A 23767-nucleotide genomic window follows, 5' to 3' on the forward strand; every position below is an offset into this window, starting at 1 on the left:
CCTTCGCCTACCATTTTATCCTGTATTCCCTCCGGGTTCTGGCATCTATCTGGGCCAAAATCCTCTTCAGCTTTGCATCGTCGATTTTCTCCCTGATCTGGCCCGCCTGGAAGAGCTGAACCAGAATTAACTCGACCTGTCTGGCCAGTTCGGGTTTGACGAGCTTGACCCTCCCCAGTCTCTCCCTGGCATCAGGGGTTAGGATACGCCTCATTATCGCATCGAGCTGGGCTTCAAGCTCCATCTCCTGTCTTATTGCCTCTTCCTGCGCTTTCTGTTGCTCAGCAAGCTTTCTCTGCATCTCAAGGAGCTTCTTCTTTCTAATTTCCTCTATGTCCTCGGCCATCACCATCACCTGAATTATTTTTTTAAACTTGGATTAAAAACCTACTGGATTAAACCGGGAAGAAAGGATAATGGATAAAAGAGCTCAGTACTTCTTGAGCTCGGGAATCTGCTCCTCAAGCTCCTTCTTGAGCTCGGTGGCTATCTTGTCCAGATAGCTCCTTCCCTGGGGGGTGATGATTCTGCCCTCTCCGGGGAGCTTTGTCATGAACCCCGCTGCTTCCAGCTGCTGGAGGGCTTTCCTTATTATTGAACCGCTGCCCTTGTAGAAGTGCTCCGGAGCGTGCCCCCTGTTTTTCCTTCCGCCGTACCAAGTGCGGAGCCTCTCGATGCCCACAGGGCCGTCGACATAGACCTTCCTGAAGATGCTGGCAACGCGGTAGTACCACCAGTCCTCCTGCTCAGGGAGGCGCTCCTTGTGTCTGCCTGTTTTGACGAAGGGCGCCCACTCGGGCGGCTTTATGGCCTCTATCTCCTTAAGAGCCTTTGCAACCCTCTCAACGAGCAAATCACCGGGAACATCATAAACTGTCGCCATCCTTAATCCCTCCCTTTCTTGAACTTCTTCCTGAATTGAGCAATATCGAGCCTGACCTTTTTAACGGGCTTTTCCTCCCGCCTCTCCTTTGAGAGTTCCTTTCTCTTAAGCTTCTTTAAATACTTTTCCCAACCCTCTCTCGGCTTGAACAATATAAACCTTTTGCCCCTGACATCTACGAGCTCACTGTCCGTCAGTTCAGCCACCTTTTCGGCTATTTCTTTTCTCTCCATTTCGGTTGAAATGAGGGCACCTTTCCTGATCTCAACCTTCAGGATACCATCCTTTTTGAGCTGGGTGTTTATTTCGTTAATCACGCTCTCATCCAGCCCCCTCTTACCAATCCACGCCTTAGGTTCAATATCATAATATTTAGCGCGAATGGCCCTTCTCACCTTTCCAGACAGGCGTTTTTCCATCTCTCTCACCCCGCATAGCGATGCGAGAGGGTTTATAAAAGTTGGGCTTTTAAATGTTCCTCTGCTACATTATAAATGGAGTTTGAGTAATTGTTTTTTACTTGTTGTTTTTGGTTTGTTTTGTGCTGGATGTGTGCATTTGTGTTTTGTTTGTAATGCTTGACTGTGACGATGGAAAGTATTATATATTGGTTGTGTATAATGTTTTTGATGGTTCCTGGGAGTGTGGAGGATGCTTTGCGCCAGATGCAGCAAGTTCACAGAACTTTGCATGGGTTAATTGACCATATCAGAAACTTGTAGTGAGGTGGTAAAGCTCATGAAAAAGTATTATCTGGTTTTTATTGTTGTTTTTTCTGTTTTCCTCTCTTATTTTTTAATTCAGTATGAGGCTGTAAATCTGAGTGAAGTACCTGCCCAGGATAACGTTTCTTTTCCTTTTTTTGGTGGGGTTTGTTTTGATGGGGTTGGGCTGACTCCTTACTCTTCGCCAGGCTTCACTCCTCCGGTGATCGTAAGGGGCGAAGTTACTAAACACAAGCCTTATCGCACGGTTTTCAACTTCTTCAACCGGAATGGAAGCTTAATAGGCAATTACACGATGAAGGAAAGCTTTCACGCGGGCTACTTTTACTTTAAAAACGGCTTCATAATTTACACTGTGAGCACTGACGGTTTTGATGTTAATGCCTTTACCTACGATTTAAAGTACAGGTACTGGGTGATGGTGCATCCCACTTACCTGAATTATCATGTGATTATTCCCCGGGCGGGTTTTGCTGATGAGGCTTACGCGTACTTCTTCACGGCTAATTATGATGATGTGAGGGAGAGGGTTGCGAATTATTGTTTAACTTATGTGGAGTTTGAAAAGGGGAACGTTGGGAGGGTGTGCAGTTCAGCTTTAAAAGCGCAACCTCTTGGGGCGAGAGTTTTTGGGGACAGGGTTTACGTGACCGTGAGGGGGAGTGTGGTGCTTTTTGAAGGGGGTAAGCTCGTTAGGAAAGTTAGAATGAGTTTGAGTGGGAGGGTTTTAATGCAGGCTAACGAGAATTACCTTGCCCTCGCTTATGATTCTAAAGCCTGCGTCTTCACTTCAACACTGAAATCTCACGAGTGCTTTAACCCCCACGAGGAAATCCAAACCCTCAAACTCAAAAACAACCAACTATACCTCAAAACCAAAAACAAAACCATAAAACTCAAAATAACCACAAAGAGACTCATAAACCTGAAACTATTGGCAGGGTTGGAGGTCATGAACAGGAAAATTTAATAATCCCTTCTTCCTTTCATCCCCTGATAAAAATGCAGGTTTATCATCTCTACTCCGGCGGGAAGGACTCAAGTTTAAGCGCATGGATTTTAACCCGGCTGGGCTATGATGTGAAGCTCATCACCGTAAGCTTCGGACTCCTTGACAGCTGGAAATACGCCCGGGACACCGCTGAAAAGCTCGGCTTTGAGCATCAGGTCCTCTACCTGCCGGGGGAAATCCTCGAAAAGGCTGCCGAGATGTGCATCAGGGATAAACACCCGAACAACGCCATCCAGTTCATCCATGAAAAAGCTCTTGAGGAAGTTGCAAAAATTGCCCCCCGGGTTAGTGACGGCACGAGAAGGGACGACAGGGTTCCTTTCCTTGATCTTTCAAAGGCCCGCTCCCTTGAGGACAGATTCGGGGTTCAGTACATACGTCCCCTGCTGGGCATAGGCTATAAAACGGTCAGGGAGCTGACAGAGAGGCTCTTTGTGGTGGAGATCAAAGAAAGCGAGAGGCTTGAAAAGAGCGACTATGAGGTTGAGCTGAGGCATCTGCTCAGGGAGATGGGGGTTGACCCGCTGGAGATATTTCCGAGAAGGCACTATCAGTCGCGGGTAGCGGGATGGAGATAATTTATTGGGGTGATGTTTTCAAGGCCTGCCAACATGCGGCTTCTGGGAGAAAGACGTTTAAACCTTTCTTCCCGATTTCCCCTGAGGGATGTCGATGAAAATCATTGCTGTATCACGTGGAGGACTTTTTTCAGGGCGGGTTAAAAATCTGGTTGAAACCATGCTCGAAAGGGCTGAGTTTCTTGAGAACACCGTTCTTCTCGGGGACAGCATAAAAGCTGAATACGGAAAGTTCACTGCTGTGAGCAGCGTCCTTCTTGGGTCGAGAATGGGCAGAGGGCAGAGCGGCTATATCTCCGGCTGGCTCTTCAACACATTCCGGAGGTTCGTTCCTGAGAGGGAGGTGGTATCCTCGGAGCTTCCCATGACACCGGCTGAATACCGGATGGAAATAGACATGCCCGGTTCAGGAAAGCTTGAGCTCCCGGGATACCGGCTTCATAATGGGGTGCTGCTGCTTTACATTACGCCGAGCTACAGGTTCGTATTTTCCAGAGATGTTCTCACCGCCGGAGGACTGGAGGATTATGCCCAGCTGTCCATCACTCCTCTGGAGGCAGGATTCAGGGGGAGGCTGGATATCCAGCTGAGCCGGGCGGAATATGCCGAGGTTGGTCTGAGAGGTGAGAGGGTCGAAGACCAGATTTTTATAGGGGATAAATCCGGGGAATTCACCTACGAATTCCTGAAAGAACCGCTCCTCATAATCTCCCATGAAAGGCTTCTCGACCCTCCCAAGCTCCAGAAGGCCCTCAACCTGGTCTCCATCCTGAGCGGCCACGGGAAGTTCGAACTCTTTATGAGGATAGGGAAGTCAGAGGAAAATATGGAGCTCTCGGTTGAGTTAGATGGAGAATAGAAAGGGAAATCAGAGCCCGCTGAGCTTCCGGACTATGGGATCTTCGGCTTCTTCAGGCTTTATTTCCTCAACGCCCTCAATCCAGATTTTGTTTCTCTTTACCCTGTGCTTGCTGCCTATCTCCGAATAGACGCGCTCAAGTACGTCCTCCTTTTTGACTGCCCTGTATTCCTTCCTGAACTCTTCCCTCTTTCCGTTCCTCTCAAAAACTCCCTTAACGCGATAAACCTTAACCTCCATCGCTATCACCCCTTCATCCCAAAAATCCAAGTGCCTCTTCAATCTTAACGATTTCAGGCCCCGTTGTCAGACTCCCGACAACAACACCGTTTGAGTTGGCCAGCATGCATGAGCCAACGAAAGGAACACCCTGATTGGCTGTCCCGACATAAAACTCAACCTTAAACAGATCCTCAAGCCATTCGAGCTCCTCATCAGTGGCTTCTGGATGTACCAGGCCGCCCCTGTTTGTAACGACGCCCGTGCTTCCAACGGCGTGGTGTTCACCGATTATTCCCCTCTCCACCTCAACGCCGAGTACGTCCTCAAGCCGCTTTGCCTCATCCCTCGTGAATTTGGCGCTTATCAGTGCAGCTCTGTCATTTACCAGTATGAGATTTCCAAAAGCCGTTAGTTTGCTGAGAAATGGCTCAACGACCATGTCAACATTAAGCTCCCTGAGCTGGGATTTTATATGCTCAAGCTCACCGTCCCAGATGTAGTAGGGGACAATTAGAGCATTCGAGTTGCCTGCTGCGAATATCCCTATAATCCTTGATTTCATTATGCTCGTCTCGATAAGGGGGACATTCAAAACCTCGCGGAGCACATCGAGCTTCTTCTCCGCCAGCCCCTCCCTGATAAAGGCTACCCTATCCGTGGCTATTCCGTAAACACCAAGATACGGGGAGTTTTCAAAATCGAGTCTTTCTATGTGCATCTCGTCACCTCTAAAGGAAATAAAAGGGTTACTCTTCCTGCTTTTCTTCAGCAGGTTCCTCTGATTCTTCGGGCTTCTCTGTCTCGATTTCTTCTATCCTCTCGACCTTCTCTTCCTTCCTGGCCTTTTTCTTTTCCCTGGGCTTCTTTGGCATCTCTTCAGGCGGGAGATTCACGTAGGCGATTCTCGCCCCTTCCTCCTCTTCAACCCTGACGCGCACCCTTATCCTGCTCGGCGGCTTTTCGATGCCCCTCTCCCATATCTTTTCGTTGACCTCCGGCCCTATGATGACCCTCTCTGCCTTTGCCTGCTTTGCAACGAACTCCTTGAGGAATTTGGCTGCTCTTGGAGCCCTCTTCCACCTTGGAACCTTCTTCTTAATCTTCCTGAGGGGAACAGTAATCATTACCTCTTCACCTGTCTTGATTCCCGGCTTGCTCTTCTGCCTCGGCATTTTTTTCACCTCACTCCTAATTCTTTACTCTTTAAGCTTTGTTCTCCTCCAGAGTCTCCTCTTCGGGTGAGTCATTACCTTTCTGTTGGTTTTAACAATAACCCACACAGGAATCCTCCTGTTCTGCTTTGCAGCTTTTGCCAGACGAAGCTTCTTTGCCAGCGGCTTGTTTCTCGCCATTCCAATCCCTCCTCCGGTTATCGTGATGTCTAACGATGCTTACATTTTCCTTTTTTAAGCTTTTTCCCGTGGGTTTTGAGGTTTTCCGCAATGTAAAGAAAGGGAAGAAAAACCGACCTCAGAATACCAGCGGTGCCCTGTACTCGCCCCAGACCTCCCTCAGAACGTCGGTGACCTCTCCAAGGGTGGCCAAATGGCGGTGGGCCTCGATGATGTAGGGCATGAGGTTCTCGTCCTCGGTTTCAGCAGCCTTCCTGAGCCTATCCAGAACTTCCTCGATCTTCTTGTTGTCCCTCTCGCTCCTCAGCTTCTTGAGCTTTTCAATCTGTTTCTCCCTGATGCTCGGGTCGACCTTGAGTATCTCGACGTCGAGCGGTTCATCAACCACGAACTCATTCACACCGACGATGATGCGCTTCTTCTCCTCTATTTCCTTCTGGACCTTGTAGGCGCTCTCGGCAATCTCCTTCTGGATGTAGCCGCGCTCAATGGCCCTCATCATGCCGCCCATCTTCTGGATCTTCTCGATGTACTTCAAAGCCTCCTCGTAGATGTGGTCTGTGAGCCACTCGATGTAGTAGCTGCCTCCAAGCGGGTCTATCGTGTCAACGACACCGCTCTCGTAGGCGATAATCTGCTGGGTTCTCAAAGCTATGCGAACGCTCTTCTCGGTCGGCAAACTTAATGCCTCGTCGTAGGAGTTGGTGTGCAGGCTCTGGGTTCCGCCGAGGACGGCCGCCAAAGCCTGAATCGCAACCCTCACAATGTTGTTCTCCGGCTGCTGTGCTGTCAATGTTGAGCCCGCCGTCTGGGTGTGGAAGCGCAGGAGCAGCGACCTTGACTTCTTCGCGTTGAACCACTCCTTCATGATGTATGCCCAGAGCCTTCTCGCTGCTCTGAACTTGGCTATCTCCTCAAGGAAGTTGTTGTGGGCGTTGAAGAAGAAGCTCAGCCTTCCGGCGAACCTGTCAACGTCCATGCCCCTGTCTATCACAGCCTTTACGTACTCTATGCCATCTGCCAATGTAAAAGCGACCTCCTGGACGGCGTTTGCCCCGGCCTCGCGGATGTGGTAGCCGCTTATGCTTATCGGATTCCACTTCGGCACGTTCTCGGCACAGTACATGATGATATCCGTGGTGAGCCTCATGCTCGGCACGGGCGGGAAGATGTAGGTACCGCGTGCTATGTACTCCTTGAGGATGTCGTTCTGAACCGTTCCGCGGAGCTTGTCCTGGGAAACACCCTGCTCCTCAGCAACGAGGATGTACATGGCGAGCAGATTGGCAGCGGTCGAGTTTATGGTCATGCTCGTTGAAACCTTGTCGAGCGGGATTCCGTCGAAGAGGGTTTTCATGTCCCAGAGCGAATCAATGGCCACACCCACCTTTCCTACCTCTCCCTCGCTCATCGGGTGGTCGGAGTCGTAGCCTATCTGAGTCGGCAAATCAAAGGCGACGCTAAGCCCTGTCTGCCCCTGCTCAAGGAGGTACTTGTAGCGCCTGTTGGATTCTTCAGCCGTTCCGAAACCGGCGTACTGCCTCATCGTCCAGAACCTGCCGCGGTACATTGTTGCATAAACTCCGCGGGTGAATGGATATTCTCCTGGGAAACCGAGCTTCTCAAGGTAGTCCCAGCCCTCGCCGAGGTCCGCAGGTGTGTAAATCCTCTTTATCTCAAAGCCATCATCGGTCATGAACTTCTCCTTTCTTTCAGGCCTCTTGGCTATAAGTGGCTTTACGGCCTTCTCATCCCATTCCTTCTCAGCATTCCTAATCTCCTCAAGCTTCTTCCTGTCGAAGGTCATCGTTATCACCTGCTCCTATCTTGGGCGGGCAACTATAAAAACCTTTTACATAACTAAAGGTGTAGCTTGCTCTTGGATAAAATGTCCATCATTCGGGAAACTCACGCTCCATGAGAACCGCCCATGCGAGAACCAGGAGCAGGGCCCCGGCGGCCGCAAAGAAGATGGCGGAATGTGCAGGATTTCCTTCAAAGGTGGATAAATCCACCATGTGAAAGCTGGATTTCAGCAGCACGACCGTCTGATAGCCCAGAGTGTAGCGCTGCGGATTTTTGACGTAGGGTATCTGGGGCAGGAGGAACTGGAGAAGGAAGATTATGCCGAAAGCTGTCAGGGATGCATAAAGAGGACGTGTTATGATAACCGAAATCACCATGGCCAGCGCTCCGAGAGCCGCCAGAACGAGGAGCGTCGCGCCGAAGGAGGCCGCAAAACCCGTGAGCCCCCTCCAGAGACCTTCTGTCCCCGTGTTGTAGACAATGGGATTGTATGCCCATATGACCATGTAGGGGATTCCAAAGAGCACCGCAAGTGCCCCCATCCCAGCCAGAAACTTTGCTCCAATGATCTCGCTCAGCCTTACTGGGCGCGCCAGGAGGAGTCTTATGGTGCTCCGGTCTATCTCGCTCGCGAGCAAATCGCTCATGAGAATTATCGCTATGAGCTGCCCTATGATTCCGAGCCAGTAGTTGGGCACGAGGTCGAGCATGAGGGCCTGGAACGACTTCAGCATGCTGTCCACACCGCTTCCGCTTGCATGGGGGTTGAAGATGTAGAGGAGGGAGGGAAATAATGTGGCGAGGAAAAGAACTTTGAGCTTTCTGGAGCGGATTAAACGCCTGAACTCGCTCTCAAATATCACCCAGATGTTCATCCCTCCCACCCCACGTTAAAGCGCTTCATCAGGATTCTCTCAAGCGGGCTTGTATGGGACTTGAAGAGCTTGAGCGCCAGTCCTTCCCGGGCTATAAAGGCAGGTACCTCGACAAAAAAGCGCTCGGCGAACCTCTCATCAAGCTTCACCCTGAGGATGCCCTCCTCTTCCCATGCCTCACGCACATATATCTGGTTCTTCAGAAACCTAAGGAGCTTTGAGTTGTCGGATACCACAACATCATAGTCCGTACCCTCGACGTTGACGAGCTCCCTCACCCTGCCCTGTTCTATGAGCTGCCCATCCTTTATCAGGCCGACATAGTTGCACATTTTCTCAACTTCGCTGACTATGTGGGAGCTCACAAAAATCGTCTTACCGGCCTTCGCCAGCTCAAGAACCTTTCCTATGAACTCTATTCTTCCGAGCGGGTCAAGGTTGGCTGTGGGCTCATCGAGAATTAGAAGTTCAGGTTTTCCGATTAGGGCCGATGCAAATGCCACGCGCTGCCTCTGACCTGATGAAAGCTCCTTTATCCTGTTGAAAGCCAGACGGCCAACGCCCACATACTTCATAAGCTCCTTGGCCCTCGCCACAGCCTCCTCTCTCTTCATGCCGGAGAGTCTTCCCATATATGTCAGGAACTCGAAAATTGTCATGTCCTCATACGCTATCGGCTGCTCGGGCATATAGCCCACCTTCCCCATGATTTCAACCCTTTCCCGCGGCATTTCAAGGTCAAAAATTTTTATCTCCCCGTAGGTTGGTTTGAGGGCCGCTGTGAGCATTTTTATTGTTGTGGTTTTTCCAGCCCCGTTGGGGCCGAGGAATCCATATACAGCTCCTCCGGGTACCTTCAGGTTGAGGTGGTAGATTATATTCCTCTTCCCGAAGAATTTCGTGAGGTCTCTGGTCTCGATAACATAGGCGGGCATCTCAACACCAAGATATCTATCGAAACGAAGCTAATAAGGATTTCGGAACCTATATTCAAATTAATGATAATAGGAAACATCGGGCTCGACAGCTCGGCTCGCTTTGCCTTCCAGAGCCACGCCCACACAGATCACTTCGTCAGCGGGGAGAGGGTTTATTCAACCAGGGCAACCAAATTCCTCAGCCATCTCCGCAAGGGCGGCTTTTACAGGGAGATTGAGTTCGGAAGGACGTTCTACCTTGGCGATTTTAAGGCGAAGCTCTATCCAGCCGGCCACATGCTCGGATCAGCAGGAATAAAACTGTGGCTTGATACGGGAACTGTCTTCTACACCGGTGATACCAAGTGGTTCAAGCTGAGAACTGCTGAGAAGAGCAGGTTTCCTAAAGCACACGTTCTCATAATCGAGGCGACTTTCGGAGTTCCGGGCTTCACCTTCCCTTCACCGAAGGAGGCGGAGAAGAAGTTAATAGCATTCGTTGAAGATGCCCTGGGGAGGGGAAAACGGCCGGTTCTCTACGTCAACCAGATGGGGAAGGCACAGGAGGTGATGAAGATCCTTGAAATCCATGGCTACAGCGTGAAAGCCCCGGGAGAGGCTGTGAAGGTCGCGAGGATTTACGAAAAGTTCGGGATAACCTTCAGCAACATCTCAAATAAGGGGGATGTGGTTCTCCGCTCCTACCGCGCACCCAGGAGGGAAGACCTGCCTTCTCTCACGGTTTCCGGCTTCGGCCAGCTAAAGCTCAGCAACCATGCGGACTTCTGGGAGCTGATAAAGATAGTTGAAACTGTGAGGCCTGAAAGGGTTTTCACCGTTTACGGCTTTGCAGAAGAGTTTGCGAGAATTCTCAGGGGCCTGGGGTACATGGCCGAGCCGCTGTCTCCTGAATCTTTCTTGGAGCTTTAACGGCCGAGTTGCGTGTTTTAAATAACACTCTCATTGAGGCGCTTTCAAAAGGAGGTGTGCGGATGAGCCGATTTTCCGGAGCATTATCCTAACATCACCATACTAAAATCGAAAACTTTATAAGCTCCAAGTTTTTAGTAACTACTGGTAACCAAAACATGAGGGGGTGAGAGCCATGGTCTGGAGAAGGGAGAGGAGATGGGATATATGGGATCCCTTCGACATAATGAGGGAAATCCAAGAGGAGATTGACAGCATCTTCAATGACTTCTTCCGCGGGCCAAGGCTCTGGTCATACAGGAGACCGGGAATGGAGTTTGAGGAAAGGGGAGGGGTCTGGAGAGAGCCCTTCGTCGACATCTTCGACAGCGGAAATGAGTTCGTAATAACTGCAGAGCTCCCTGGAGTCAGAAAGGAGGACATAAAGGTCAGGGTCACCGAGGATGCCGTCTACATTGAGGCTCAGGTCAGGAGGGAGAAGGAGCTTGAGAGGGAGGGTGCAATAAAGGTCGAGCGCTACTACAGCGGCTACCGCAGGGTAATCAGCCTGCCGGAGGAGGTTATCCCCGAGAAAACCAGAGCCAAGTACAACAACGGCGTGCTTGAAATCAGGATTCCAAAGAAGCACCCCGCCAAGAAGGGCGGAGAGGGATTTGAGGTGAAGATTGAGTGATTTGCTGCTTTCATTTTTGACTCCCCCTGTTTAAATCAGAATCAAATTAAGATCATCGGTCAAAAAAGTTTGGAGGTGGTATAAATGACCGAAAAGAAGGAGATCAAGCTTAAGGTTGCCTCTGCCTATCAGAGGGATGTGGGCAGGGGAATTGTGAGGATCGATAGAAAGGCCATGCGCGAAATTGGCGTTCAACCCGGCGACATAGTTGAGATAATAGGCACCAAAAACACCGCCGCAGTCGTCTGGCCGGCATATCCGGAGGATGAAGGGCTTTCACTCATAAGGATGGATGGAACCATCAGGAAGAACTCGGGAGTCGGGCTTGGGGACGAGGTTACCGTGAGAAAGGCTGAGGTTAAGGAGGCCAAAAAAGTAATTCTCGCCCCGACGGAGCCCATCAGATTCGGCCACGACTTCGTTGAATGGCTGCACTCAAGGCTCATAGGAAGACCCGTGGTCAGAGGGGACTACGTTAAAATCGGAATCCTCGGTCAGGAGCTGACGTTCGTTGTAACCGCAACAACTCCCGCCGGCATAGTCCAGATCACGGACTTCACGGACTTCACGGTCAGCGAAAAGCCTGTCAAGGAGGTTGCCAAGAGGGCCGTTCTCGGGGTTACCTACGAGGACATAGGCGGTCTCAAGGAGGAGATTCAGAAGATCAGGGAGATGATAGAGCTCCCTCTAAAGCACCCTGAGATATTCGAGAAGCTCGGTATCGAGCCGCCTAAGGGTGTTCTGCTCTACGGCCCGCCGGGAACTGGTAAGACCCTGCTTGCAAAGGCCGTGGCGAATGAAGCAAACGCACACTTCATAGCAATAAACGGTCCTGAGATAATGAGCAAGTACTACGGCGAGAGTGAGGAGAGGCTCAGGGAGGTCTTCAGAGAGGCAGAGGAAAATGCTCCGAGCATTATCTTCATTGATGAGATTGATGCGATTGCTCCGAAGAGGGAGGAGGTTACCGGAGAGGTTGAGAAAAGGGTCGTGAGCCAGCTGCTGACACTAATGGACGGCCTGAAGAGCAGGGGGAAGGTTATAGTCATAGCCGCAACAAACAGGCCTGACGCAGTCGACCCCGCCCTGAGGAGGCCCGGAAGATTCGACAGGGAGATTGAAATTGGAGTGCCTGACAGACAGGGGAGGAAGGAAATCCTCCAGATACACACGAGAGGAATGCCGATTGAACCGGAATTCAGGAAGAGCAGGGTTAAGAAAATCCTTGAGAACCTGAGAGGGGATGAAAGGTTCAGGGATGTCATAGACAGGGCGATTGAAAAGGTCGAGAAGGCTGGGAGCGAGGAGGATGTCAGGGAAGTCCTGAGAGAACTTGACAGAAGGCTCTACGACGAGGTGAAGCACCGCCTCATTGATGACCTCCTTGATGAGTTTGCAGAGAAGACCCACGGCTTTGTCGGTGCCGACCTGGCGGCACTGGCGAGGGAGGCGGCAATGGCAGCACTGAGAAGGCTGATCAAGAGCGGTCGGATAGACTTTGAGGCGGAGAGCATACCCAAGGAGGTCCTTGAGGAGCTCAAGGTTACGAGGAAGGACTTCCATGAGGCCCTCAAGATGGTTGAGCCGTCGGCGCTGAGGGAAGTCCTCCTTGAGGTTCCAAACGTGCACTGGGAGGACATAGGTGGGCTTGAGGATGTGAAGGAGCAGCTCAGAGAGGCTGTTGAGTGGCCGCTCAAGTATCCGGAGGCTTTCCTCGGGCTCGGCATAAACCCGCCGAAGGGAATCCTCCTCTTTGGTCCGCCGGGAACTGGTAAGACCCTGCTTGCAAAGGCCGTTGCAACTGAGAGTGAGGCCAACTTCATCGGCATCAGAGGGCCTGAAGTCCTCTCAAAATGGGTCGGCGAGAGCGAGAAGAACATAAGGGAAATCTTCAGGAAGGCGAGGCAGGCGGCTCCAACCGTGGTCTTCATAGATGAAATTGATGCCATAGCCCCGCGCAGGGGAAGTGATGTCAACAGGGTCACGGACAGGCTCATTAACCAGCTCCTCACCGAGATGGACGGTATAGAGGAGAACAGCGGCGTCGTTGTCATAGCTGCCACAAACAGGCCGGACATCCTCGACCCAGCCTTACTCAGGCCGGGAAGGTTCGATCGCCTGATACTCGTGCCGGCGCCGGATGAAAAGGCGAGGCTTGAGATTTTCAGGGTCCACACAAGGAAGATGCCGCTGGCAGAGGATGTTAAGCTTGAAGAGCTTGCCAGAAAGACGGAGGGCTACACCGGAGCGGATATTGAAGCTGTGTGCAGGGAGGCGGCAATGGAGGCAATGAGGCGGGCACTTAAGGAGGGCATCCTCAGGCCCGGAATGAAGATGGACGAGGTAAGGCAGAAGGTCAGGGTTACGATGAAGGACTTTGAAGAGGCTCTGGAGAAGATAGGCCCGAGCGTGAGCCGGGAGACGGTTGAGTACTACAGGAAGGTTGCAGAGGAGTTCAAGCAGGCAAGGGCATGAGCCCGCTACCTTTTTATTTATTCCCCCTAACCTTTTCTGGTGAGCGGCTTGGAGCAGATAAAAAAGATTGCCTCTGGCTACATCGTTTCGCTGCTTTTAATGGCGCTGGTTTATCCCCTCACGTTTGCAGGCCTGCTTCTGCTCAGGGATGCATTCAGAAAAACCGATAGAAAAACCCTTCTGAGGAATATAACCGGTTCGCTGTTTGCATTCGCAGCATCGCTACCCCTCTGGATTGTCAAGGTTTTTCTCGGAATATCCAGCTACCACAGGGTATTCGCCATAACCCCCGTTAGGGTCACTCCTGTAATATACAACGGGGTTCATGTGGCATTCCTCGCCATCCAGCTTGTTCTCCTGTACTTCATTTACCTGAGCCTGAGGGAGCTCGCCTCGCTGCTGGGCGAGCCTTATCTCAGAACCTCCGGAATCCTGCTTATGCTGGCGGTGCCGATGCATCTCATATCCATCCAGCTTTACTTTGCCATCACCTACACAGCGATAGCGCTCCTCGCTCTCTCATTCATCAGAATCGGACAGAAGGAGGTGAGATGAATGGCATATCTCGTTCTCGTCAGGCACGGTGAGAGCCTGTGGAATAAGATGAACCTCTTCACGGGCTGGGTTGATGTGCCCCTGAGCGAAAGGGGAATTGAGGAGGCCCTGAAAGCAGGGGAGCTCCTGAGGGATTACAGGTTTGATGTGATATTTACCTCCGAGCTCGTGAGGGCAGTTCAGACAGCGATGCTCATAATGAGCAGAAATTCGTCGGGAGTTCCCAAAATAGAGCATGAAAGCGGCAGGATGGAGGAATGGGGCCGGGTTTACGGCGAGCACGGAAAGAACTATGTCCCGGTGTATAAATCATGGCATTTAAACGAGAGGTACTACGGGAAGCTTCAGGGATGGAACAAGGATCACGCCCGGAAGGTGTTCGGGGCCGAACGGGTTCACCTGTGGAGACGGAGCTACGATGTCGCCCCGCCTGAAGGGGAAAGCCTGAAGGACACGGCCGCAAGAACGGTTCCGTATCTCAGGGAGAAGATATTCCCCGAGCTGGAGAAGGGCAGAAACGTCCTCGTATCGGCGCACGGAAACAGCCTCCGCTCCATAGTCATGCATATAGAGAGACTTACGGAGGAGGAAGTTCTGAGGCTCAACATTCCAACCGGAGTCCCTCTCATCTATGAGTACAGAGAGGGCAAGCTGGTGAGGCTTGGCTATCTGACGGAGGAAGGCTTTGATAACAGCCTTCATCTGGATTAGGGCAGGGCCATTAAATGGCTCAACCTCAGGCACATGGATGGGTATCAAATAATGCGTGGATTAGGGTATTCAGGCTATCATCTCAACCTCGAATCCCCTTGCCTGAACTTCCTTCAGTTTTTCCTCCGCTATCTCCTTTGCCCTCTTTTCATCCCCTGCGGCAACAACAAACTCAAGCGGCAGCGAATCCTCTCTGTAATAAACTATCCTTGCAAGCATTGTATCACCTCCGGTGAAAGGCATTGATTTCGTAATTTAAACATTTCTGTACAGAAACATACGTCAATGAACAGAAAAGCTTATCAAAATACAGGCGTATAGGGCTTTATGATGCTGATGCTCAAAAATGAACATCTGAATGAGATTCTGAAACGGGCGGAGGAAAGTCCCGTTGAGATATGCGGGCTTCTCTTCGGGAAGAAAAAGGGCACCTGTGCCTTTGTTGAGGAGATAAAATTCATAAAAAATCGTCTGGACTCTCCGTATGCATTTGAGATGGAACCCCTTGAGATGATCCGGGCCATAGATGAGGCGGAGGAAAGGGGCTTGGAAGTCGTCGGGATTTTTCATTCCCATCTCTGCAAGCCCATCCCGAGCGAGAGGGACAGGAAGGGCATGGAGAACTGGCCGGTAATCTGGCTGATTGTGGATAATGGAGGGAACTATGGGGCTTTCATGCTGGAGAGGGGGAGCATAAAAGAGGTTGTTGTAGTAACTGAATAAATATTTTAAAGTCTTAACTTCCGGCTATTTCAAGTGGGAACATGATTAATCTGTATTATCTCTACGAAAAAATACGGCACGCTGCTTCCCGAAGGCCCGACGAGAATGACGTGAGAACCCTTCTGCCGAGTGGGATAATAACAAGCTTTCGAAGTGCCTTTATGAGTTCATTACCAGTTTGCTCATAGGGACACCTCAACGATCTGCCCCTTTCCACTTCGAACAAACTTCTTCAGGGTTTTTCCCAGCTCCTTTTCCTCAAGGACCTCAAGATAAAGCTCGATGGCCTCCTTAATATTTTTCAGAGCCTCTTCCCTTGTTTCACCCTGACTGAAGCAACCGGGCAAGGCTGGGACATAAGCAACGTAACCCCCCTCTGGCTGGGGCTCAAGGACAACTTTAAACTTCATTTTCTCACCCTTAAACTTTAATCCAAGGAAGTTAATCAGGGTTTTCCCTAAGTATCACATATAGGTGTTGTTAGTTATTCGTCCCTGATCAAAATCTCTATCCTCCTCCCCCCACGGTAGCCCTTCATGGCTGAGAGCATGCCTTTTACCGTCTTCTCGACGAGCTCCTGAACCCAGTCCTTCATCGGTAGAACCTGCCCGTCAATCCTAACTGTAACCCTTGCCCTCTGACTCAGAACGACGCAGTCCCTGAGCGTTTTCTCGCCCTTAACTATCATCCCCGCCATCTCTGCACACGTGAAACCGCACATACCGCAGTTTATGTTGGGGAGCATGAATGCCCTCTCCTCGATTAAATCGGCGAGCTCTTCCCTCTCGGTCACGGCGTTGATTACGGGGAGTCCATCTATCTCCCGAATCCCCTTTCCGGCCACGATTCCGCTCACGGCAATCGCCAGGCCGTCGTTCAGGTCTCTAACATCATCCTCGCTCCTCGCACATATCACCTTGGGGACGTGCTTTATTGATTTAAACCCCTCCAGAAGGAGAAAATCAACATCGGGCATCATCGAAAAAAATGCGTTTATATCCCGTGATTTGAACAGAAGCGCATCGGTGTCGCGGGCCCTTATGAGAACATGATCAGCAATCCTCGAAAAACGCCAGCTGTCCGTTTCTCCTCTGTCAAAATCCACATGCATGCTCTTAGCTATGCCAACCCTGTATCCTCTCTCCTTCAGAACCCTGGCAACCGCCTCGATTGTGGTCGTTTTGCCGCTCTTTTTATATCCCACGAAGGCAACGGCTCTCATTTCAATCACTCCAGACGCATCAGCCATGTTACATCGTCTATTTTGACTATGAGCTCTTTTCCCCTGTTTCCGACGATATCCGCCACATCCCTGAGTATGATGATCTCCTCGTCAAAGTTCTCCAGAACCCCCGTGAATGAGCTCTCGCTCCCGACGGCCAGGGCGATGCGTTTGCCCTTCCACTTCTTGAGGGTTTCATCGAGAAGGAACACCTTGTCTCCCATTTTACCACCCTGAGAGATGTGATAATCAAGTTGGCTCTAAGCGCGGGGAGCCTTATTAAATTTTGGGTACAGTTCTGGATACTGTGTGGAGCGGGCGTGAGTGTTATGCTTGAGGTTTTTTGCATCGTTGGAGTGCATTTTCCGAAGACTTTACCCTTTCACCATACAAACATCAACAATCTTGGACACGTCCTAAAATCATGCAAAAGTCTATAAGCCCCTTTATCCTTCCTCCTCTGGTGGTGGAATGAGGTTCATTACTAAGAGCGAAGCTATCAAAGATGCTTTTATATCGGAGCTCAGGGCCGGGGGAATATCCTTTGATGTGAAGGCAAGGCCGGGCTATGATGCGTTTGTGGGATACTCGCTTGAGGGAACGCTGGATGAGATTGGGGCGAAGATACAGGCAATGGATGGGGGAGTGGTGGACAGAGAGCTCATAATGGAGGGTTTCCTGACTTTTAAGGAGGAGATTGCCAGAATGCTGGAGCGCCTCAGGGATGGGGAGCACTTCGAGGCCCTGCTCGGGGAGGGGCACTGGGCAGGAGACATCCTTGATCAGCTTGCGAGAAATGGGGCGCTTGATCTCGGTGAGGTCATCAGGCTGAAGGAGAGCGTTGATGTCTCAAAGCTCCGTTTCCAGTTTAAGTTTCCCTTTGAGCTTGCAGGAAATCCGGAGGAAATTGAAAAAACCGCAAAGCAGTTTGCCTTTGTAGACCTGATCATGGAGTACGAGATAGAGATAAAGGAGATCAGCATAGAACGGATAAACAGGGCGGTGCAGATAGCCGGCAAATATTTCGACGAGGAGGAGCTTCTGGAGGCATACTTTGCCCTTATATCACGGGGGATAGTGGCGAATGAAATTTTAAAGGCCCTGGGGAAGGAGAGGTTCTCCGTGGATGACATCGTGAGGAGCTTCATGCACTCCGCTCCCCTTGAGATACCCACCGAAAGGGGCACCCTTGTGATAGTCTACACCGAAGAGGCCGTTAGGGAAATTCTCAGGCTCCTCGAAAAGGATAAATATGTCGATATTAAGGCTGGGAAGGTCAGAAAGCTTCGTTCCCTTTAATTTTGTTGTTTCATTCCATTGCGGTGTGTCTGGCCATGCCATATTCTTGCCGCTGATTTTTATCAAAACTGAAACCTGTTCAGATGCTTGAGGTCGCTTATGTATGGGCGTTCAGCTGGCCAGAATAAACAACCAGAGATGCGATGAGGCCTAAACCTGTATCGACGGTATCTCCATCCTGCCAAAAATTTTATTACCGGGCGCTGTTGAAATATAACGGTGGTTCGGTGAAACGAATGGCTCTGCTATTTCTTGTCTGGACATTGATGCTAACGCCTTCTGTCAGTGCTGATGGCATCTGGTATACAAGCGGCCAGATGGAATACTGGCATCTGCTGAATGAGAGGGCTCAGATGGGGGCCATTTACTACATCGACGGGACTGAGGAGCTGTATCTAAGCGTCTGGCTTGATAATTACAGTCAAAGTCTTTTCTGGATTTTTCCGGTACCCTCCGATCCGGGACTTGTTAATGTAAGCATTTCTAAGGAGTTCCCATCCTTTGGCGGGGTTAGTTATGGAAGTTATGTTAAAAGAAAGATTAAAGATGAGATGGCAGCACTGGCAATGACGAATTCGTACGTTCTTCCGTTTTATATGGGTCCTGCCGGAAGGCCCTCCACGACGGAGGTCTATAAAGTGTTCCATGGAAGGGGAATCAGACTGGAGGTAATTTCTGCAGGTGATATCCGGAGCTTAGAGAAATATCTCTCTTCCCTCAATTTTGTTCTTCCTGAGGAGTTAGAAACACAGCTTGAATATTATCTTAAGGGAAATTATTCCCTCGTTTTATATTACGTAACCAACATGACAGAGGCAAAAGAAGCCTACGGGGATCTATTTGCTGTGAAGGTTGTTTTTCCTACGGAAAAAATTTACTTCCCTCTCAAGCTCACGAGTGTCTATGGAGCTGTCGAGATACCAGTAGTGGTATTTATTGAGGGATTTGTGCAACCTGAACTTTACGAAGGCCTAAAGGATAAAGCCAAAGTTGATTATATGGTGCAATACACATATGAATGGGGGAATCCACGTATAACCAGAAAATACACGAGAATAGAGATAACCGCTCAGGCATTGCATTTCAGGGAGGATTTATGGATAAAGCCTGAAGAGCCTGCTGGTATAAGACTGATTGAAGTTCTGGACAGAGCTTCAAAACCCATTTCAGTGTTGCTTTTCCTCATAATTCCTGTAATGCTGAGCCTGCTCCTCGGCAGGATTATCTTCGGAAAATGGGACATGAATTTTGCCATGCTGGGCACATTTAGCTATCTGGGGGTCACATCATTTATGCTGGCGGTTCTTTACACCTTAATTTTCAGGAAAAAGATAGAGAACTGGATTGGAGGGTTTCTTGCAGTTGTGATGGGCTTGCTTTTAATGACAGGATATCTGAATGTGTTGATTCCGGTGGCGTTATTCTCCCTAATAGCACCGCTGGTGGGAATTGTCAATCTAATCCTGAACAGAAGAGCGGGACTTTTCAGTTTGACCTTCTTTATTCTGCATTTCGGCTTGGTATTATGTTTTGCGCTTTAACCCAGCGAATTTCCGCTCTGCCGTTTTTTTCCAGCCACCGCAGGAGTTCCCTGGCAAACTCAAACTTCTTCCTCTTCGACTCCCACACCGGCACGTGAGCCTTCAGGTGGGGTTTGCTCCACCTGCCCACGATTCCCCCAAAATCAAAGCCGATGAGCGTTATCTCTTTCGCTCCAAGGGCTTCTGCCAGAAAAGCCGCCCTGTCTCCGTCGGTAAAGCCGCCGAAGTTGTGGACGATGTCAAGAGGCTCGGTCTGGCAGGTTCCCAGCACGTTTTTCAGCTCCGGAACATATCTCCTGAGCCTGCTGATGTTGTCGCCGTGGGCATGGACTGCAACAAACGCACCCATCCTGTTGGCTTTTTTTATATCCTCAACACTGCCATCGAGGTCGGTTACAATGATGTCCGGAAGCATTCCAGACTCAAGGAGGGCTGAGGTGGCACCATCGGAGGCTATCTTCGTACCATATTCAAAGGAGCATTGCCTCAGGGCATTCTCAAGGCTGGGCCCTGCTCCAAATACATACACCCTCTCCGTAATGATGGGTCGAAGGTCATCTGGCTGGATGTAGTTCCCATTTTGCAGTAGCAGCTCCCTCAGCACAAAGGAGGCCTTCCTGTCCTCCTCGATGCTGAATCCCATTTCCCTGACAATGCGGAGGTAGAACGGTCGCCATGTCTCCCAGTCCATGATACCGCTTTCTCCCCCGGGATTTATCAGCTTTGCCATCCATCCCTTACCCCGTGACAGTGCGATTTACACCGTAGTAAAACTTTATACATCGATGTAACGACAAATGCAACCACGAAAAGTTTAAAACCTCAATCCCCATCACATTCCACCGGTGAATGCCATGCGCAAGACATACGTATCTCTGTTGCTTGTCGGTATTTTTGTTTTTTCAGTAGTTGCAAGCGGCTGTATAAGCGGAACTTCCCAGACCAGCACCTCTGGGAGTTCCCCAACAGGGTCAGCAACCCAGACAACCGTCGCGGAACAGCTGATAATAGGCGTGACGGACAAGGTGACCGATATTGACCCCGCCAATGCATACGACTTCTACACCTGGGAGGTTCTTAACAACGTAATGGAAGGGCTTGTGAAGTATGAACCCGGAACGCTGAAAATAGTTCCGGGTCTTGCAGAAAAATGGGAAGTCAATTCCAACTCCACCGTGTGGACATTCCACCTTAGGAAAGGTCTAAAATTCGATGATGGAACTCCATTTACGGCCAAGGATGTTGTGAGAAGTATAAACAGGGTAATGACAATAAAAGGAGACCCGTCATGGCTTGTAACGAGCTTTGTGGACAAAGTTGTGGCGAAGGATGACTATACCGTGGTCTTCTATCTGAAGCACCCCACAGCCTACTTCCTCGCACTCCTCACAACCCCACCGTACTTCCCGGTCAGTCCGAAGTATGATAACGACAAGATTGATAGCGATGCCACCTACGGCGGAATCGGGCCGTATAAGATAGTCAAGTGGGTTCGTGATCAGGAGCTCGTCCTTGAGGCAAACCCCTACTACTATGGCGAGCAGCCCAAGACCAAGAAGATTGTAATCAAGTTCTACAACGATGCCTCCACAATGAGGCTTGCACTCCAGAACGGTGAAATTGACATAGCCTGGAGAACCCTCAGGCCAACGGATATAGAGAGCCTGAAGCAGGGAGGGAAGTACAACGTTATAGAGATTCCGGGAGCTTTCATCAGATACGTGTGCCTCAACACGAAGGTTGACCCGACGAAGAACGTTAAGGTCAGGGAGGCTCTTGCGGCGGCTGTAGACAGGAATGAAATCTCAAAGATAGTCTTCCACAACACGGTCTCTCCGCTCTACAGCATGATACCCAACGGCATGTGGAGTCACAAGGATGTTTTCAAGAGCAAATACGGTGATGCAAACCTTGACCTCGCCAGGAAACTCCTGAGCGAAGCCGGTTACTCCGAGAGCAAGCCTCTGGAGATACAGCTGTGGTACACGCCAACCCACTACGGCGATACCGAGGCATCGCTTGCCCAGGTTCTCAAGAGCGAGTGGGAGAAGACCAAGATGATCAAGGTAACCATCAAGAGCGCCGAGTGGAACACCTATACGGACTATGCAAGGAAAGGCCAGATGATGGTCTATCTCCTCGGCTGGTATCCCGACTATCTCGATCCCGACGACTACACCACACCGTTCCTCGACAGCGAAGCCAACGGCTGGTCTGGAACCGGCTACAGCAACCCGCAGGTTGACCAGCTCCTCAGAAAGGCACAGACCATAACCGACCAGAACGAGAGAACCAAGCTCTACGAGCAGGTTCAGGATATACTCGCTCAGGACGTGCCTTACATCCCGCTGATTCAGGGCAAACTGTTCGTTGTCACACAGAAGAGCGTTCACGGAGTCACTATAGGGCCGGACATGATATTCCACTACAACACCATCTATAAGACGGGTTGATTCTTTCTTGTTTTTCTTTTTGTCTTTGAGTTTATTACTTTAACTGAACATACATAAAGAGGTGATAAACTTGGCCCGGGGACTGGGGCGTTACATAGTAATAAGAGCTTTAATGATAATCCCCATGATTCTCATACTTTATACGATAGTTTTCTTCTTCCTTAGGGTTCTACCCGGAAACCCGATTCTGGCCGTTGTTGGAACCAAAAACATACCGCCGGAGCAGCTCGCCCATCTTGAGCATCTTGCAGGTCTCGATAAGCCGCTCTATGTCCAGTACTACGATTATCTCATCAGAATGGTTCACGGCAATCTTGGAGTCACGCTGGCATCCCCCATGGGCAAATCGGTTTCAAGCTACATAAAGCTCCGCCTCCCTGCAACAATAGAGCTAACCATATTCGCCTTCACTGTCAGCGTGCTCGTGGGTCTGGGCACGGGTGTCCTGGGTGCCGTGAGAAAGGGAACCAAGACGGATACAGGAATGAGGGTCTACAGCATAATCGCATACACCCTGTTCATCCCATGGTTCGGGATGATGCTCCAGTACGTATTCGGTGTTAAGCTTCACTGGCTCCCGACATCCGGAAGGATAAATCCGGGGATAAACTTCCACTCCATAACCGGCCTTTATGTTCTGGACAGCATAATACAGGGGAACTGGGCAGCACTGCACAGCGTCCTCGCGCATCTGATTCTTCCAAGCATAACCCTTGGGATAGTTCTGAGCGGTGCATACACGCGTCTCGTGAGAAACAACATGGTTGACGTCCTGAGTCAGGACTTCATCAGGGCATACAGGGCAAGGGGCGTTCCTGACAGGAGGGTTTTATGGTATGCCCTCAAGAATGCCTTTATACCGGTGGTTACCCTCATGGGTCTCCAGTTTGCCATACTTCTCGGGGGTGCTGTTCTGACCGAAACAACCTTTAACTGGCCGGGCATGGGCACCTTCATAATGGACAGGATAAACTATCGTGACTACAACTCGATTCAAGGGGCGGTTATAGTGTTTGCCCTCTTCGTGGGGCTGATAAGCCTCATAGTTGATATAGTCTATGCGCTCCTCGATCCGAGGGTTGAATACTGAGACTGGGGGGAAGAAAATGAGAATAATCGATTTCCTGATAAAACCACTTCGGGAGAGAAAGCCTGGGAGGGGGCTTCTAATTTTTGGTGTGGTCGTCGTTCTGGCGGTTGTGCTAATGGCCATACTCGCCCCGTTTATTTCTCCGTACAATCCAACCGAGATAGGCACGGATATATTTGCTCCCCCCAGCATGAAGCACCTGATGGGCACAAATAATCTCGGACAGGACATGTTCTCCAGAATAATCTGGGGTTCCCGCATAATACTCTATGTCGTCGCCGTTGCAACGACACTATCAATAGCAATCGGCGTGCCCCTCGGCCTTCTATCGGGCTACTACGGGGGGAAGACCGACAGGGTTCTAAGCATGATAATGGACAGCATATACTCATTCCCGTCGCTCATACTCGCCATAGTTATTGCGGTGGTTCTTGGACCGAGCCCCATAAACACCGCAATAGCCATAAGCTTCGTTTATGTCCCAACCTACTTCAGAATGGTGCGCGGCCAGACCCTGAGCCTTAAGGGACAGCTCTTTGTTGAGGCTGCCAGAGCAATCGGGAGCAGAAACAGCGAGATTATGCGCAAGTACATACTGCCCAACGTCCTTCCAACAATCCTCGTCGTCTTCACGCTGAGCGTTGCCGATGCGATCCTGACGGAAGCCGGTCTGAGTTTCCTCGGCCTATCCGTGACCCCTCCCACACCGGACTGGGGCTATGATCTGCACGTGGGGCAGCCATTCCTCCTCGACGGCTACTGGTGGCTGGCATTCTTCCCGGGAATAATGATAATGCTGCTTGCCATGGGATTTGCCATGATAGGCGAGGCCATAAACGAGAGATTCTCCCTGGGGACGAGGTGAT

Annotated in this window: 28 protein-coding genes and 1 pseudogene; 14 read left to right on the plus strand and 15 right to left on the minus strand. The window is 50.5% G+C overall.

All coding sequences use genetic code 11. From position 1 onward, the window contains the following. Nucleotides 1–7 precede the first annotated feature (7 nt). From ACYQ27_RS03580 to ACYQ27_RS03590, 3 genes are all read right to left on the minus strand, one after another. Nucleotides 8–346 (minus strand): DNA-binding protein, encoded by a 339-nt coding sequence (locus ACYQ27_RS03580; RefSeq protein WP_456396548.1) that lies wholly within the window; start codon nucleotides 344–346, stop codon nucleotides 8–10. Between the two features lie 84 nt (nucleotides 347–430). Beyond that, the gene (locus tag ACYQ27_RS03585; RefSeq protein ID WP_456452896.1) at nucleotides 431–883 is read right to left on the minus strand and encodes a 30S ribosomal protein S19e; all 453 of its coding nucleotides are present in this window, start codon (nucleotides 881–883) and stop codon (nucleotides 431–433) included. Nucleotides 884–885: 2 nt separating this feature from the next. Next, nucleotides 886–1302 (minus strand): YhbY family RNA-binding protein, encoded by a 417-nt coding sequence (locus ACYQ27_RS03590; RefSeq protein ID WP_456452914.1) that lies wholly within the window; start codon nucleotides 1300–1302, stop codon nucleotides 886–888. A gap of 319 nt (nucleotides 1303–1621) precedes the next feature. On the opposite strand from ACYQ27_RS03590, the gene ACYQ27_RS03595 reads away from it, so the two are divergent. The 3 genes from ACYQ27_RS03595 (at nucleotide 1622) to ACYQ27_RS03605 (ending at nucleotide 4057) form a co-directional block, all read left to right on the plus strand. Beyond that, the gene (locus tag ACYQ27_RS03595; RefSeq protein WP_460041005.1) at nucleotides 1622–2578 is read left to right on the plus strand and encodes a hypothetical protein; all 957 of its coding nucleotides are present in this window, start codon (nucleotides 1622–1624) and stop codon (nucleotides 2576–2578) included. A gap of 32 nt (nucleotides 2579–2610) precedes the next feature. Beyond that, nucleotides 2611–3198 (plus strand): DUF7411 family protein, encoded by a 588-nt coding sequence (locus ACYQ27_RS03600; RefSeq protein WP_456394164.1) that lies wholly within the window; start codon nucleotides 2611–2613, stop codon nucleotides 3196–3198. A 94-nt stretch (nucleotides 3199–3292) separates the two neighbouring features. Continuing rightward, nucleotides 3293–4057: a hypothetical protein gene (locus ACYQ27_RS03605; protein ID WP_460041006.1), complete on the plus strand. Its 765-nt coding sequence runs from the start codon at nucleotides 3293–3295 to the stop codon at nucleotides 4055–4057. A 9-nt stretch (nucleotides 4058–4066) separates the two neighbouring features. Here ACYQ27_RS03605 and rpl18a read toward each other — a convergent pair whose 3' ends face one another. The 7 genes and pseudogenes from rpl18a to ACYQ27_RS03640 form a co-directional block, all read right to left on the minus strand. Then, nucleotides 4067–4297, minus strand: a complete 231-nt coding sequence (gene rpl18a / locus ACYQ27_RS03610; RefSeq protein WP_456394168.1) for a 50S ribosomal protein L18Ae — start codon at nucleotides 4295–4297, stop codon at nucleotides 4067–4069. Between the two features lie 13 nt (nucleotides 4298–4310). Then, the gene (locus tag ACYQ27_RS03615) at nucleotides 4311–4997 is read right to left on the minus strand and encodes a translation initiation factor IF-6 (protein ID WP_456453327.1); all 687 of its coding nucleotides are present in this window, start codon (nucleotides 4995–4997) and stop codon (nucleotides 4311–4313) included. 166 nt (nucleotides 4998–5163) lie between these two features. Next, nucleotides 5164–5451: pseudogene (locus tag ACYQ27_RS03620) on the minus strand (50S ribosomal protein L31e); the annotation flags it as partial. 24 nt (nucleotides 5452–5475) lie between these two features. Then, nucleotides 5476–5631 (minus strand): 50S ribosomal protein L39e, encoded by a 156-nt coding sequence (locus ACYQ27_RS03625; RefSeq protein ID WP_456394172.1) that lies wholly within the window; start codon nucleotides 5629–5631, stop codon nucleotides 5476–5478. Nucleotides 5632–5749: 118 nt separating this feature from the next. After that, nucleotides 5750–7438: an acyl-CoA mutase large subunit family protein gene (locus ACYQ27_RS03630; protein ID WP_460041781.1), complete on the minus strand. Its 1689-nt coding sequence runs from the start codon at nucleotides 7436–7438 to the stop codon at nucleotides 5750–5752. A gap of 88 nt (nucleotides 7439–7526) precedes the next feature. Then, complete coding sequence (locus ACYQ27_RS03635; RefSeq protein ID WP_456453333.1) at nucleotides 7527–8312, minus strand: ABC transporter permease; 786 nt, start codon at nucleotides 8310–8312, stop codon at nucleotides 7527–7529. Continuing rightward, entirely contained in the window at nucleotides 8309–9247 is a 939-nt protein-coding gene (locus tag ACYQ27_RS03640; RefSeq protein ID WP_460041007.1) for an ABC transporter ATP-binding protein, read from the minus strand. The genes ACYQ27_RS03635 and ACYQ27_RS03640 overlap by 4 nt, the downstream gene beginning before the upstream one ends. A 63-nt stretch (nucleotides 9248–9310) precedes the next feature. Here ACYQ27_RS03640 and ACYQ27_RS03645 point away from each other — a divergent pair, with 63 nt between their 5' ends. The 5 genes from ACYQ27_RS03645 to ACYQ27_RS03665 all read left to right on the plus strand — a co-directional run bounded on the left by ACYQ27_RS03645 (nucleotide 9311) and on the right by ACYQ27_RS03665 (nucleotide 14573). Continuing rightward, nucleotides 9311–10159, plus strand: a complete 849-nt coding sequence (locus tag ACYQ27_RS03645) for an MBL fold metallo-hydrolase (protein ID WP_456453337.1) — start codon at nucleotides 9311–9313, stop codon at nucleotides 10157–10159. 175 nt (nucleotides 10160–10334) lie between these two features. Continuing rightward, nucleotides 10335–10832 (plus strand): Hsp20/alpha crystallin family protein, encoded by a 498-nt coding sequence (locus ACYQ27_RS03650; protein ID WP_456394182.1) that lies wholly within the window; start codon nucleotides 10335–10337, stop codon nucleotides 10830–10832. Between the two features lie 84 nt (nucleotides 10833–10916). Beyond that, nucleotides 10917–13307 (plus strand): CDC48 family AAA ATPase, encoded by a 2391-nt coding sequence (locus ACYQ27_RS03655; protein ID WP_456453339.1) that lies wholly within the window; start codon nucleotides 10917–10919, stop codon nucleotides 13305–13307. A gap of 39 nt (nucleotides 13308–13346) precedes the next feature. After that, the gene (locus ACYQ27_RS03660; protein ID WP_456453341.1) at nucleotides 13347–13862 is read left to right on the plus strand and encodes a transposase; all 516 of its coding nucleotides are present in this window, start codon (nucleotides 13347–13349) and stop codon (nucleotides 13860–13862) included. Beyond that, on the plus strand, nucleotides 13863–14573 hold the full coding sequence (locus tag ACYQ27_RS03665; RefSeq protein WP_456453343.1) for a 2,3-bisphosphoglycerate-dependent phosphoglycerate mutase: 711 nt from the start codon (nucleotides 13863–13865) through the stop codon (nucleotides 14571–14573). A gap of 69 nt (nucleotides 14574–14642) precedes the next feature. On the opposite strand, the gene ACYQ27_RS03670 is transcribed toward ACYQ27_RS03665, so the two are convergent. Next, entirely contained in the window at nucleotides 14643–14816 is a 174-nt protein-coding gene (locus ACYQ27_RS03670) for a hypothetical protein (RefSeq protein WP_460041008.1), read from the minus strand. Between the two features lie 84 nt (nucleotides 14817–14900). Here ACYQ27_RS03670 and ACYQ27_RS03675 point away from each other — a divergent pair, with 84 nt between their 5' ends. Continuing rightward, nucleotides 14901–15296 (plus strand): M67 family metallopeptidase, encoded by a 396-nt coding sequence (locus ACYQ27_RS03675; protein WP_460041009.1) that lies wholly within the window; start codon nucleotides 14901–14903, stop codon nucleotides 15294–15296. Nucleotides 15297–15478: 182 nt separating this feature from the next. On the opposite strand, the gene ACYQ27_RS03680 is transcribed toward ACYQ27_RS03675, so the two are convergent. From ACYQ27_RS03680 to ACYQ27_RS03690, 3 genes are all read right to left on the minus strand, one after another. Further along, nucleotides 15479–15706 carry a type II toxin-antitoxin system HicB family antitoxin gene (locus ACYQ27_RS03680; protein WP_460041010.1) on the minus strand — a complete coding sequence of 76 codons (228 nt, stop codon included), beginning with the start codon at nucleotides 15704–15706 and terminating at the stop codon, nucleotides 15479–15481. A 74-nt stretch (nucleotides 15707–15780) separates the two neighbouring features. Next, nucleotides 15781–16518, minus strand: a complete 738-nt coding sequence (gene mobB / locus ACYQ27_RS03685) for a molybdopterin-guanine dinucleotide biosynthesis protein B (RefSeq protein WP_456453353.1) — start codon at nucleotides 16516–16518, stop codon at nucleotides 15781–15783. Nucleotides 16519–16523: 5 nt separating this feature from the next. After that, nucleotides 16524–16742, minus strand: a complete 219-nt coding sequence (locus tag ACYQ27_RS03690; protein WP_456394196.1) for an LSm family protein — start codon at nucleotides 16740–16742, stop codon at nucleotides 16524–16526. A gap of 247 nt (nucleotides 16743–16989) precedes the next feature. On the opposite strand from ACYQ27_RS03690, the gene ACYQ27_RS03695 reads away from it, so the two are divergent. Together ACYQ27_RS03695 and ACYQ27_RS03700 are read left to right on the plus strand one after the other, a co-directional pair. Then, complete coding sequence (locus ACYQ27_RS03695; RefSeq protein WP_460041011.1) at nucleotides 16990–17817, plus strand: hypothetical protein; 828 nt, start codon at nucleotides 16990–16992, stop codon at nucleotides 17815–17817. A 236-nt stretch (nucleotides 17818–18053) separates the two neighbouring features. Further along, a complete protein-coding gene (locus ACYQ27_RS03700) occupies nucleotides 18054–19358 on the plus strand; it encodes a DUF2330 domain-containing protein (protein ID WP_456453369.1) in 1305 nt (434 codons plus the stop codon). On the opposite strand, the gene ACYQ27_RS03705 is transcribed toward ACYQ27_RS03700, so the two are convergent. Continuing rightward, nucleotides 19318–20049: a 6-hydroxymethylpterin diphosphokinase MptE-like protein gene (locus ACYQ27_RS03705; RefSeq protein WP_460041782.1), complete on the minus strand. Its 732-nt coding sequence runs from the start codon at nucleotides 20047–20049 to the stop codon at nucleotides 19318–19320. The two genes, ACYQ27_RS03700 and ACYQ27_RS03705, sit on opposite strands and share 41 nt — an antisense overlap. Before the next feature lie 163 nt (nucleotides 20050–20212). Here ACYQ27_RS03705 and ACYQ27_RS03710 point away from each other — a divergent pair, with 163 nt between their 5' ends. The 3 genes from ACYQ27_RS03710 (at nucleotide 20213) to ACYQ27_RS03720 (ending at nucleotide 23766) form a co-directional block, all read left to right on the plus strand. After that, nucleotides 20213–21811, plus strand: coding sequence for an ABC transporter substrate-binding protein (locus tag ACYQ27_RS03710; protein WP_456453373.1), 1599 nt, complete (start codon nucleotides 20213–20215; stop codon nucleotides 21809–21811). Between the two features lie 61 nt (nucleotides 21812–21872). Next, nucleotides 21873–22901, plus strand: a complete 1029-nt coding sequence (locus tag ACYQ27_RS03715) for an ABC transporter permease (protein ID WP_456394202.1) — start codon at nucleotides 21873–21875, stop codon at nucleotides 22899–22901. Nucleotides 22902–22917: 16 nt separating this feature from the next. After that, complete coding sequence (locus ACYQ27_RS03720) at nucleotides 22918–23766, plus strand: ABC transporter permease (RefSeq protein ID WP_456453357.1); 849 nt, start codon at nucleotides 22918–22920, stop codon at nucleotides 23764–23766. Nucleotide 23767: the final 1 nt, after the last annotated feature.

It is taken from the genome of Thermococcus atlanticus, from assembly GCF_054657855.1.

Coding starts and splice junctions, on each gene's coding strand:
- ACYQ27_RS03590 (WP_456452914.1), bottom strand. CDS start 1,302: ATGGAAAAACGCCTGTCTGGAAAGGTGAGAAGGGCCATTCGCGCTAAA.
- ACYQ27_RS03700 (WP_456453369.1), top strand. CDS start 18,054: ATGGCTCTGCTATTTCTTGTCTGGACATTGATGCTAACGCCTTCTGTC.
- ACYQ27_RS03705 (WP_460041782.1), bottom strand. CDS start 20,049: ATGGACTGGGAGACATGGCGACCGTTCTACCTCCGCATTGTCAGGGAA.
- ACYQ27_RS03640 (WP_460041007.1), bottom strand. CDS start 9,247: ATGCCCGCCTATGTTATCGAGACCAGAGACCTCACGAAATTCTTCGGG.
- ACYQ27_RS03665 (WP_456453343.1), top strand. CDS start 13,863: ATGGCATATCTCGTTCTCGTCAGGCACGGTGAGAGCCTGTGGAATAAG.
- ACYQ27_RS03675 (WP_460041009.1), top strand. CDS start 14,901: ATGATGCTGATGCTCAAAAATGAACATCTGAATGAGATTCTGAAACGG.
- ACYQ27_RS03670 (WP_460041008.1), bottom strand. CDS start 14,816: ATGCCTTTCACCGGAGGTGATACAATGCTTGCAAGGATAGTTTATTAC.
- ACYQ27_RS03615 (WP_456453327.1), bottom strand. CDS start 4,997: ATGCACATAGAAAGACTCGATTTTGAAAACTCCCCGTATCTTGGTGTT.
- ACYQ27_RS03605 (WP_460041006.1), top strand. CDS start 3,293: ATGAAAATCATTGCTGTATCACGTGGAGGACTTTTTTCAGGGCGGGTT.
- ACYQ27_RS03690 (WP_456394196.1), bottom strand. CDS start 16,742: ATGGGAGACAAGGTGTTCCTTCTCGATGAAACCCTCAAGAAGTGGAAG.
- mobB (WP_456453353.1), bottom strand. CDS start 16,518: ATGAGAGCCGTTGCCTTCGTGGGATATAAAAAGAGCGGCAAAACGACC.
- rpl18a (WP_456394168.1), bottom strand. CDS start 4,297: ATGGAGGTTAAGGTTTATCGCGTTAAGGGAGTTTTTGAGAGGAACGGA.
- ACYQ27_RS03635 (WP_456453333.1), bottom strand. CDS start 8,312: ATGAACATCTGGGTGATATTTGAGAGCGAGTTCAGGCGTTTAATCCGC.
- ACYQ27_RS03650 (WP_456394182.1), top strand. CDS start 10,335: ATGGTCTGGAGAAGGGAGAGGAGATGGGATATATGGGATCCCTTCGAC.
- ACYQ27_RS03680 (WP_460041010.1), bottom strand. CDS start 15,706: ATGAAGTTTAAAGTTGTCCTTGAGCCCCAGCCAGAGGGGGGTTACGTT.
- ACYQ27_RS03695 (WP_460041011.1), top strand. CDS start 16,990: ATGAGGTTCATTACTAAGAGCGAAGCTATCAAAGATGCTTTTATATCG.
- ACYQ27_RS03585 (WP_456452896.1), bottom strand. CDS start 883: ATGGCGACAGTTTATGATGTTCCCGGTGATTTGCTCGTTGAGAGGGTT.
- ACYQ27_RS03645 (WP_456453337.1), top strand. CDS start 9,311: ATGATAATAGGAAACATCGGGCTCGACAGCTCGGCTCGCTTTGCCTTC.
- ACYQ27_RS03625 (WP_456394172.1), bottom strand. CDS start 5,631: ATGGCGAGAAACAAGCCGCTGGCAAAGAAGCTTCGTCTGGCAAAAGCT.
- ACYQ27_RS03720 (WP_456453357.1), top strand. CDS start 22,918: ATGAGAATAATCGATTTCCTGATAAAACCACTTCGGGAGAGAAAGCCT.
- ACYQ27_RS03630 (WP_460041781.1), bottom strand. CDS start 7,438: ATGACCTTCGACAGGAAGAAGCTTGAGGAGATTAGGAATGCTGAGAAG.
- ACYQ27_RS03580 (WP_456396548.1), bottom strand. CDS start 346: ATGGCCGAGGACATAGAGGAAATTAGAAAGAAGAAGCTCCTTGAGATG.
- ACYQ27_RS03710 (WP_456453373.1), top strand. CDS start 20,213: ATGCGCAAGACATACGTATCTCTGTTGCTTGTCGGTATTTTTGTTTTT.
- ACYQ27_RS03600 (WP_456394164.1), top strand. CDS start 2,611: ATGCAGGTTTATCATCTCTACTCCGGCGGGAAGGACTCAAGTTTAAGC.
- ACYQ27_RS03595 (WP_460041005.1), top strand. CDS start 1,622: ATGAAAAAGTATTATCTGGTTTTTATTGTTGTTTTTTCTGTTTTCCTC.
- ACYQ27_RS03655 (WP_456453339.1), top strand. CDS start 10,917: ATGACCGAAAAGAAGGAGATCAAGCTTAAGGTTGCCTCTGCCTATCAG.